Origin of the sequence: Synechococcus sp. EJ6-Ellesmere, assembly GCF_024345875.1 — a bacterium.
GTDB classification, from domain to species: Bacteria; Cyanobacteriota; Cyanobacteriia; order PCC-6307; family Cyanobiaceae; genus Regnicoccus_A; species Regnicoccus_A antarcticus.
In genome coordinates this window covers 1-6,243 of the sequence record NZ_JAGQBY010000174.1, presented here as the reverse complement: position 1 = coordinate 6,243, position 6,243 = coordinate 1, and the positions used below count along the sequence as shown (strand labels likewise).

At 67.7% G+C, this 6,243-nt stretch carries 11 protein-coding genes and 1 pseudogene; 4 read left to right on the top strand and 8 right to left on the bottom strand.

Translation table 11 applies throughout. From position 1 onward, the window contains the following. Window positions 1-123: 123 nt before the first annotated feature. The gene (locus tag KBY78_RS16425; RefSeq protein ID WP_399216016.1) at window positions 124-297 is read right to left on the bottom strand and encodes a hypothetical protein; all 174 of its coding nucleotides are present in this window, start codon (window positions 295-297) and stop codon (window positions 124-126) included. Between KBY78_RS16425 and KBY78_RS15245 the strand changes: the two genes are divergently transcribed. Then, window positions 297-434 carry a hypothetical protein gene (locus KBY78_RS15245; protein WP_255144350.1) on the top strand — a complete coding sequence of 46 codons (138 nt, stop codon included), beginning with the start codon at window positions 297-299 and terminating at the stop codon, window positions 432-434. The genes KBY78_RS16425 and KBY78_RS15245 overlap by 1 nt on opposite strands. A gap of 69 nt (window positions 435-503) precedes the next feature. Here the strand turns inward: KBY78_RS15245 and KBY78_RS15240 are convergent, their stop codons facing one another. The 5 genes from KBY78_RS15240 to KBY78_RS15220 all read right to left on the bottom strand — a co-directional run bounded on the left by KBY78_RS15240 (window position 504) and on the right by KBY78_RS15220 (window position 2,764). Beyond that, on the bottom strand, window positions 504-722 hold the full coding sequence (locus KBY78_RS15240) for a hypothetical protein (protein WP_197166716.1): 219 nt from the start codon (window positions 720-722) through the stop codon (window positions 504-506). A 277-nt stretch (window positions 723-999) separates the two neighbouring features. Continuing rightward, the gene (locus KBY78_RS15235; protein ID WP_255144349.1) at window positions 1,000-1,335 is read right to left on the bottom strand and encodes a hypothetical protein; all 336 of its coding nucleotides are present in this window, start codon (window positions 1,333-1,335) and stop codon (window positions 1,000-1,002) included. A gap of 115 nt (window positions 1,336-1,450) precedes the next feature. Then, window positions 1,451-1,717, bottom strand: a complete 267-nt coding sequence (locus KBY78_RS15230; RefSeq protein ID WP_255144348.1) for a hypothetical protein — start codon at window positions 1,715-1,717, stop codon at window positions 1,451-1,453. An 11-nt stretch (window positions 1,718-1,728) separates the two neighbouring features. Beyond that, window positions 1,729-2,472 (bottom strand): L,D-transpeptidase, encoded by a 744-nt coding sequence (locus tag KBY78_RS15225; RefSeq protein ID WP_255144347.1) that lies wholly within the window; start codon window positions 2,470-2,472, stop codon window positions 1,729-1,731. A gap of 94 nt (window positions 2,473-2,566) precedes the next feature. Then, window positions 2,567-2,764, bottom strand: a complete 198-nt coding sequence (locus KBY78_RS15220; protein WP_255144346.1) for a hypothetical protein — start codon at window positions 2,762-2,764, stop codon at window positions 2,567-2,569. A 238-nt stretch (window positions 2,765-3,002) separates the two neighbouring features. On the opposite strand from KBY78_RS15220, the gene KBY78_RS15215 reads away from it, so the two are divergent. Then, the gene (locus KBY78_RS15215) at window positions 3,003-4,166 is read left to right on the top strand and encodes a Fic family protein (protein ID WP_255144345.1); all 1,164 of its coding nucleotides are present in this window, start codon (window positions 3,003-3,005) and stop codon (window positions 4,164-4,166) included. Between the two features lie 121 nt (window positions 4,167-4,287). Here KBY78_RS15215 and KBY78_RS15210 read toward each other — a convergent pair whose 3' ends face one another. Both KBY78_RS15210 and KBY78_RS15205 read right to left on the bottom strand, forming a co-directional pair. Then, window positions 4,288-4,644 (bottom strand): DUF5615 family PIN-like protein, encoded by a 357-nt coding sequence (locus KBY78_RS15210; protein ID WP_006170139.1) that lies wholly within the window; start codon window positions 4,642-4,644, stop codon window positions 4,288-4,290. Beyond that, complete coding sequence (locus tag KBY78_RS15205; protein ID WP_037979383.1) at window positions 4,641-4,859, bottom strand: DUF433 domain-containing protein; 219 nt, start codon at window positions 4,857-4,859, stop codon at window positions 4,641-4,643. Before KBY78_RS15205 ends, KBY78_RS15210 begins: the two co-directional genes overlap by 4 nt. A gap of 103 nt (window positions 4,860-4,962) precedes the next feature. Here KBY78_RS15205 and KBY78_RS15200 point away from each other — a divergent pair, with 103 nt between their 5' ends. After that, window positions 4,963-5,871: a major capsid protein gene (locus tag KBY78_RS15200; protein WP_261350311.1), complete on the top strand. Its 909-nt coding sequence runs from the start codon at window positions 4,963-4,965 to the stop codon at window positions 5,869-5,871. A gap of 32 nt (window positions 5,872-5,903) precedes the next feature. Continuing rightward, window positions 5,904-6,243: pseudogene (locus KBY78_RS15195) on the top strand (hypothetical protein); the annotation flags it as partial.

Below are 6,243 nucleotides of genomic sequence, written 5' to 3'. Positions count from 1 at the left end.
CGGGGCAAAACACCTGAAATGGGCGTTCTGAGCCGCTGATTCGCTGAAAACCAGCCCGGACGGAGCGTGATCAGCTCTCAGGAGGGAAAAACGCGGGCGTTCAGGTGGTTTTTCCGCAAACTCCTAACGAGTGCTGGACTGACGGCTGACCTCATCCAGGGCACTCTCGCTGGGGGTGCCTCGCTCGTGCAGCAGCGGCTCGATGCGGAAGTTGAGGTCACTCACAATCTTGTAGTGCCGCCTGGGTTCCCGTGTCCACACCAGCAAGATGAAGTTGAGAGCACTGTCTCCTGACAGTGCTGATTCCCGGCAATTCGGGCACGGAGTCGGTGCTGCGGCTTGCGGTGCGCCGGGCTCTGGCGGTGCTGGTTTTGCCGGTGCTGCTCTCGCGCGTGCGGCGGCTGGTTCTGGTGGCCATGGCCTCGCTGGGCTGAAACCGGCATTTGCCAGGCCCACTGCCAAAGCCCGGCCACCAACCGGCAACCGGGCCTGAGCCCCCAGGCTCAGCAGACCGAGACGGTGCAGCCTGGGGTGCCCTGCAGCTTGCGGGCAAAGGCGAATGCCTTCTCGGCAGGGATCAGCCGCATCTTCTTGACGGGCTTGCCGCGGCGGCCCAAGAACTCGACCTCACAGGGGGTGGTGCCGAGCTTCTGGACTCCTGGCTGATAGCGGTGAACCACAAGCAGGCGGACTTCGCAGACGGGGCCTTGGGGAGTGGCCATGGCTGGGGTGGAGCGGAGAACACCGACCAGAGGCCCTGCAGGCGCAGTGCTGGCGAGGGGCGAGCCCAGCGAGCCTCGCGTCAGCCCTGGCCAACGCAAGCCTGAGGGGCATGCTGCGGAGGGGTTTCGCTCCGCCCCAGCCATGGCCACGTCCAACTGGCCCTGCCGCAGATCCGTGCTGAGCATCCACCGCGCCCGAGCAGTGGAGCTGCTCCGCCAACCCTGGGATCGAGACACAGGCAAGGGGGCCGCAGCGGCAGCCCCCAACCCATGGCGCTCAGGCCATCTGCAGCTTCTGCTCAGACAGTGGCTGGCGCTGGAGCTCGAGCTCACAGCGCTGCAGCAGCTCCTGCTGGGCCAACAGCCGCTCATCCAGCTCATCGACCCGTGCCAGACACTGCTGGATCGCGGGGATCACCTCCTCCTCCAGCAGGGTGATTTCCTCTTCTCCATAGGGCTGCTCGATCCAGGTGCGGCGCAGCGGCAGCCCACGACGACGCAGCAGGATCTCCTCCACCGCGCGCAGCGTGGATTCGAGCAGCAGGAACGGATCCTCTTCTGGCCTGCAGAACGGGGAGGTGGCAGCGGAATTGCCTGCAGAGAGCGTGGCCATGACGATCGGCGCCAGGTGTGGCGCAGCGACGGGACCGATCCCAGCGGAGGCGCGGCCGCAGGACGGGCCTTAGAGTGGAGAGGTCCGGAGCAAGCCCTCCTCCCGCTCCCAGGCTTTACCGGTCCATGCGCGTCAGCGCTGCTCCACCCAGCAGCGCCAGCAGCAGCTTGAGGGTGGAATCAAAGCCGCCCTGCAGCTGCTCCAGCGTGCCGGGGCAGATCTGGCCAACAGGCCGGCCCTCCAGCGCCCGCTGACCGCAGACCCCAGCGGCAAGGGAATGGATCAGCAGCTGGGTGCCGATCACCACCGCCAGGATCTTGAACACAAACCGCTCGCGGTCGAACGGCGGCTTGGGCGGTCGGCCCCCAGCCGGTGGCAGCACCAGCCCCGCTGTCACTTCTTTTCCTGGAACACCCCCACATAGACGGTGCCCTGGCGGTAAAGAGGCAGCACCTTGTCGCGCAGATCGGCGTTGTGGAGCCGAACGAACCCGAGGGTGGGGTGCAGGGCTTGCTGCGGTGCCCAGGTGCCGGGCCAGCCACAGGCTGAGCCGCCGCCGTGGAGCATGATCCCGGCCCGGCCATGGGCCACCTCCTGGCCCTCCAGCTCCTCCATGTCGAAGGAATACCAGCCGTAGGCCATGGCGGTGTCGGAGCAGGGCGGGTTGGGGTTCTGCTCGTAGTCGGCGTAGAGCTGGCCGAGCTTGTAGAGACCCGGCGGGGTGTCGGTGCTGTTCTGGGTCCAGTCGGTATCCGCCCCCTGGCCGCGGGCCAGGCAGGGGATCTTCCAGAGGAACTGGCCGGTGTGGTCGTAGGCCTCCATGTCCTCATCCCGGTCATTCACCAGCAGGTAGGAATCCCCGGGCTGGACGGGGGCTGCCAGCTGCGGGCCGGCCATGCCGGCTTCCTCTGAACCGCGGGGATCGAGGCCGCCGCTGGGGACTGCTGGCGCCGGGGGCGCGGCCGGTTTCTGGCTGAAGGTGAGCGCCCAGGGGGCCTGCTCCTCGAGGACGGCCTCGCTGCCGGGCAGTGCAGCGATCGCGGCATGAAGGGTCCAGACGCCGGAGACCTGCTGGGGTTCACCGCGAAAGGCTTCAAAGCGGTCCTGGAACCGCTCGGGGGTCATGGGGCTGGCCATGGGCTTGGTGCTGCTGAGCCCTGTTGCCAGTGGCTGCAAGCAACAGGGCTGCAAGCAAAAAGAGAGCCCGGGCCGCAGCCGGGGCTCAGGGCCCTCAGAAGGGCAGCTTGCTTTCGGGGAAGGAGCTCACCCGGTGAGGATTGAGGAGCTGGCGATCAAAGAGGAGATCAGCACAGAGCCGCTCCAGCCGCTCCAGAGGAGCCGGGCGGTGGGCCGAGGCCTCTTCCCAGAGAAGCTCAAGTGTGCGGGAGCTCAGGAGCTGGAAGGCGCGGATCCGGGATGCGGAAGCCATGGCAGGCGTAGCGAAGACCCCGAAGCAGGCCGGGCGGGGTCAAGGGGCAGCCCCCTCTGCAATGCGGAGCGCAGCGCAGCCAACGCACCAGTCCGGCTGACTCGCGTCAGCCCTTGAGGCCGCCAGGACCATGAGGAGGGCTGCGCGTAGCCGATCCACTGAGCACCGGCAGTCTGCGGCCATGAAGCGATGACCTGTCACCAACCGCTTCACCCGATGAAGCGATTAGGCTGCGGTGATGGCTTCATCCTGGATCTGGCAGCAGCCCGACTGGCCCCAGTTCCGCTGGAAGGGCTCCGCTCTGGAGCCGCTGCTGGAGCAGGCCCGCGCTGCACGCCAGGAGCTGCTGAGCCGGCTGGAGACGCTGGAGCCCCCGCTCGATCGCGAGGCGATCTCCGCCTTGCTGGGCCGCGAGAGCCTGAGCACAGCCGCCATCGAAGGCGAGCTGCTGGATCCCGGCCAGGTGCGCTCCTCGATCGCGCGCCGGCTGCACCTTCCGCTGGCCGAGGGGCAGCCGGCCGCCAGCGCCCAGGTGGAGGGTCTGCTGGATGTGTTGTTGGAGGCCACCAGCACCCTGGAGGCGCCCCTCACCCTGGCCACACTGAACCACTGGCACCGGCGCCTGTTCGCCGCTGGCCCCGATGGCCTGCGTGCCATTCGGATCGGTGACCTGCGGGATGAGGCCCCGATGCAGGTGCTCTCCGGCGCCATCGGCCGTGAGCGCCTGCACTTTGAAGCGCCGCCCCGTGATCAGCTCGAGAGGCAGCTGGAGGTCTTCCTGGACTGGGTCGCCTCCCCGCCTGCGCAGCTGGACGGGCTGTTGCGCGCCGGCCTGGCCCACCTCTGGTTTCTCACCCTTCACCCCTATGAAGACGGCAACGGCCGCCTGGCCCGTGCCATCACCGACCGGCTTCTGGCCCAGGACTGCAGGGCCCAGGCCCAACCGGAGTTGTCTGGCCGCGCCCTGGGCATCTCCGCCCAGATCCTGCGCGAGCGGGAGGGCTACTACACGGTGCTGGAGCGCTGCCAGCGGGGAGATCTGGATGTCACGGGCTGGCTGCGCTGGTTCCTGGAGCAGCTCACGGCAGCGGCGGCCACCAATGGCGCCGTGATCGACGCGGTGCAGCGCAAGGCCGCCTTCTGGTGGAGCCACCGCCACAGCGGCTTCAACAGCCGCCAGCAGAAACTGCTCAATCGCTTGCTGGATGCCGAACCGGAGGGTTTCACGGGCGGCATGACCCTGCGCAAGGCCATCGGCCTCACCAAGGTGAGCCGCGCCACGGCCTGGCGCGATCTGGCCGAGCTGGTGGAGCAACAAGCGATCGAGCCGATCGGCGAAGGCCGCAGCCGCGCCTATCGCCTCCATTGGCCAGGCGCGCCGCTACCAGGGGATGGCGGGTGAGCGGAGAACCTCTCCAGGGTGCGGGAGCTCAGCCAGAGGGAGGCGCAGATCCGGCCTGCGGAAGCAGACAAGGCGGATCGGGCAGGCAGGACGCGACCACTGCACCACCGTGCTGCAAGCATCAGGCTTCTGCGTTGGCCTGCGGCCGGATCTCCACCCAGGGTTCACCGCTGCGCAACAGCTCCAGCGCTGGCAGCAGGGTCGTGCTCAACACCTGCTGCAGTGCGGCATTGCTGCTGTTCCCCAGCCGCAGCCAGATCACCTGGGGAGGAGGGCCCTGCTCATCCAGCAGGCGGATGAAGTCCCGGTCTTTGGTCATCACCACCGCCTCAGCGGCCCGTGCCTGGCGAAAGATCTCCGGATCGCTGGCATCCCGCAGCCCGATCTCCCGCACAGGGACGGCATCCACTCCCCATGGCTGCGCACCGATCCAGAGGGCCACGGCTGGCGGCAGCTGGGCATCCAGCCAGAGCCTCATCCCACCAACACTGGATGGTCGATCTCCCGGGCTGCGTAATCCAGTGCCGCACTGAGATCCTCCGGCTCCAGATCCGGGTAGTCGGCAAGGATCTGCTCGCTGCTCAGCCCAGCGGCATAGAGCTCCAGGACATCCCGAACGCGAATGCGCATGCCGCGGATGCAGGGCTTACCGCCGCACTGCTCCGGGTTGTGGGTGATACGGGATGGCGCCATGGGCTCAGGCTAAGCGGCTTCTTTGGCTGCTGATCACGCCACCAGGGCAACGACCTGGCAACAGCTGCTGTTGTCACTGGGGCGAGGCCCCTGGAGCGTGCCCTTGGGCCTGACCTTGATCGAGGCGCAGAAATACGCCCGCCGTGCTGAGCAGCTGGCGGTGCTCAAGACCTTTGCGGAGGGGGAGCTGCTGCGCCGCCTGCCCTTCCGCAATCTCGTCGGCGGCTCGCTGAGCTTCCCGGCGGAGACCAAGCTGCCCCGCGTCGGCTTCCGCGCGGTGAATGAGGGCTACCGCCAGAGCTACGGGGTCATCAACTCCGATTCGGAGTTCGTGCACCTGTTCGGCGGCGACCTGGATGTGGACCGCTCGATCGTGGACCTGCAGGGTCCCGAGGCCCGTGCTGCCCAGACCGAGATGAAGGTGCGCTCGATGCGCCTGACGTTGGAGGCGGCGATCATCAATGGCGATGACACCTTCGATCCGCGGGCCTTCAACGGACTGACCAAGCGCCTGGTGCCCGGCGAGGACCAGACGATCGACAACGGCGGCAGCACCCTCAACCTGCTGGCGCTGGAGGCACTGACCGACAGCGTGATCGGCTACGGGGGTGACAAGGTGCTGATCGCCAGCAAGGCGGCCCGCCGCCAGGTCAGCACCGCCTCCCGCCAGGCCGGCGGTGACCTCTATGAGGTGATCGACGGCCGCCACTACTTCGAGGGGATCGAGATCCTGCTGGTGGAGGAGGACGCCGAGGGCAACGCCGTGCTCGGCTACGACGAACCCGCTGGCACCACCTCGATCTACTGCTGCGTGCTGGGTGATGCGGCGGTGTGCGGCCTGCAGGGCCCCTTTGAGGGGCGCTACGGCATCTCGGTGCGGGACTTCGGGGAGGTGCACGACGCGCCGGTGTTCCGCACGCGGGTGGATTGGTACGTCGGCTTTGCCGTGTGCAACCGCAAGGCCGCCGCACGCCTTTACAACGTGGCGCCCATGCCGCTGGTGCTGCCCTGACCCCCTCGTCCCTTTTCACCGGAGACCCTTCCATGACCTCTCAAGCCACCCGGCTGCTCGACGCCCAGACGGTGCTCGTCGGCTGGATCAACCACTCCGCAACCGACTGCTACGAACACACCCGCAGCAGCGGTGATGTCGTCAACCTCGGCACCGATCTCGATGCCGCCAGCTCCTTTGTGCTGGTGGCCTCCCACCCTGGCCACAGCGAGGCTGTGACCGTGACCCTGGAGCTGGCACCGCTGCTGGCCCGGGAAGGTCCGCTCCAAGTGCAGCAGCAGCGTTTGGGGTTCAAGCTGCGGCGCCTTCTCGAGCATGGGCACCAGCACGGTGTCCCACACATCCGCCAGTGGATCAGCTCGGGTGCGCCAC

What these genes read in the sequence shown, in the direction of transcription:
- KBY78_RS15240 (WP_197166716.1), bottom strand. Translation starts at nt 722, where the DNA reads ATGGCCACTCCCCAAGGCCCCGTCTGCGAAGTCCGCCTGCTTGTGGTT.
- KBY78_RS15235 (WP_255144349.1), bottom strand. Translation starts at nt 1,335, where the DNA reads ATGGCCACGCTCTCTGCAGGCAATTCCGCTGCCACCTCCCCGTTCTGC.
- KBY78_RS15225 (WP_255144347.1), bottom strand. Translation starts at nt 2,472, where the DNA reads ATGGCCAGCCCCATGACCCCCGAGCGGTTCCAGGACCGCTTTGAAGCC.
- KBY78_RS15220 (WP_255144346.1), bottom strand. Translation starts at nt 2,764, where the DNA reads ATGGCTTCCGCATCCCGGATCCGCGCCTTCCAGCTCCTGAGCTCCCGC.
- KBY78_RS15215 (WP_255144345.1), top strand. Translation starts at nt 3,003, where the DNA reads ATGGCTTCATCCTGGATCTGGCAGCAGCCCGACTGGCCCCAGTTCCGC.
- KBY78_RS15210 (WP_006170139.1), bottom strand. Translation starts at nt 4,644, where the DNA reads ATGAGGCTCTGGCTGGATGCCCAGCTGCCGCCAGCCGTGGCCCTCTGG.
- KBY78_RS15205 (WP_037979383.1), bottom strand. Translation starts at nt 4,859, where the DNA reads ATGGCGCCATCCCGTATCACCCACAACCCGGAGCAGTGCGGCGGTAAG.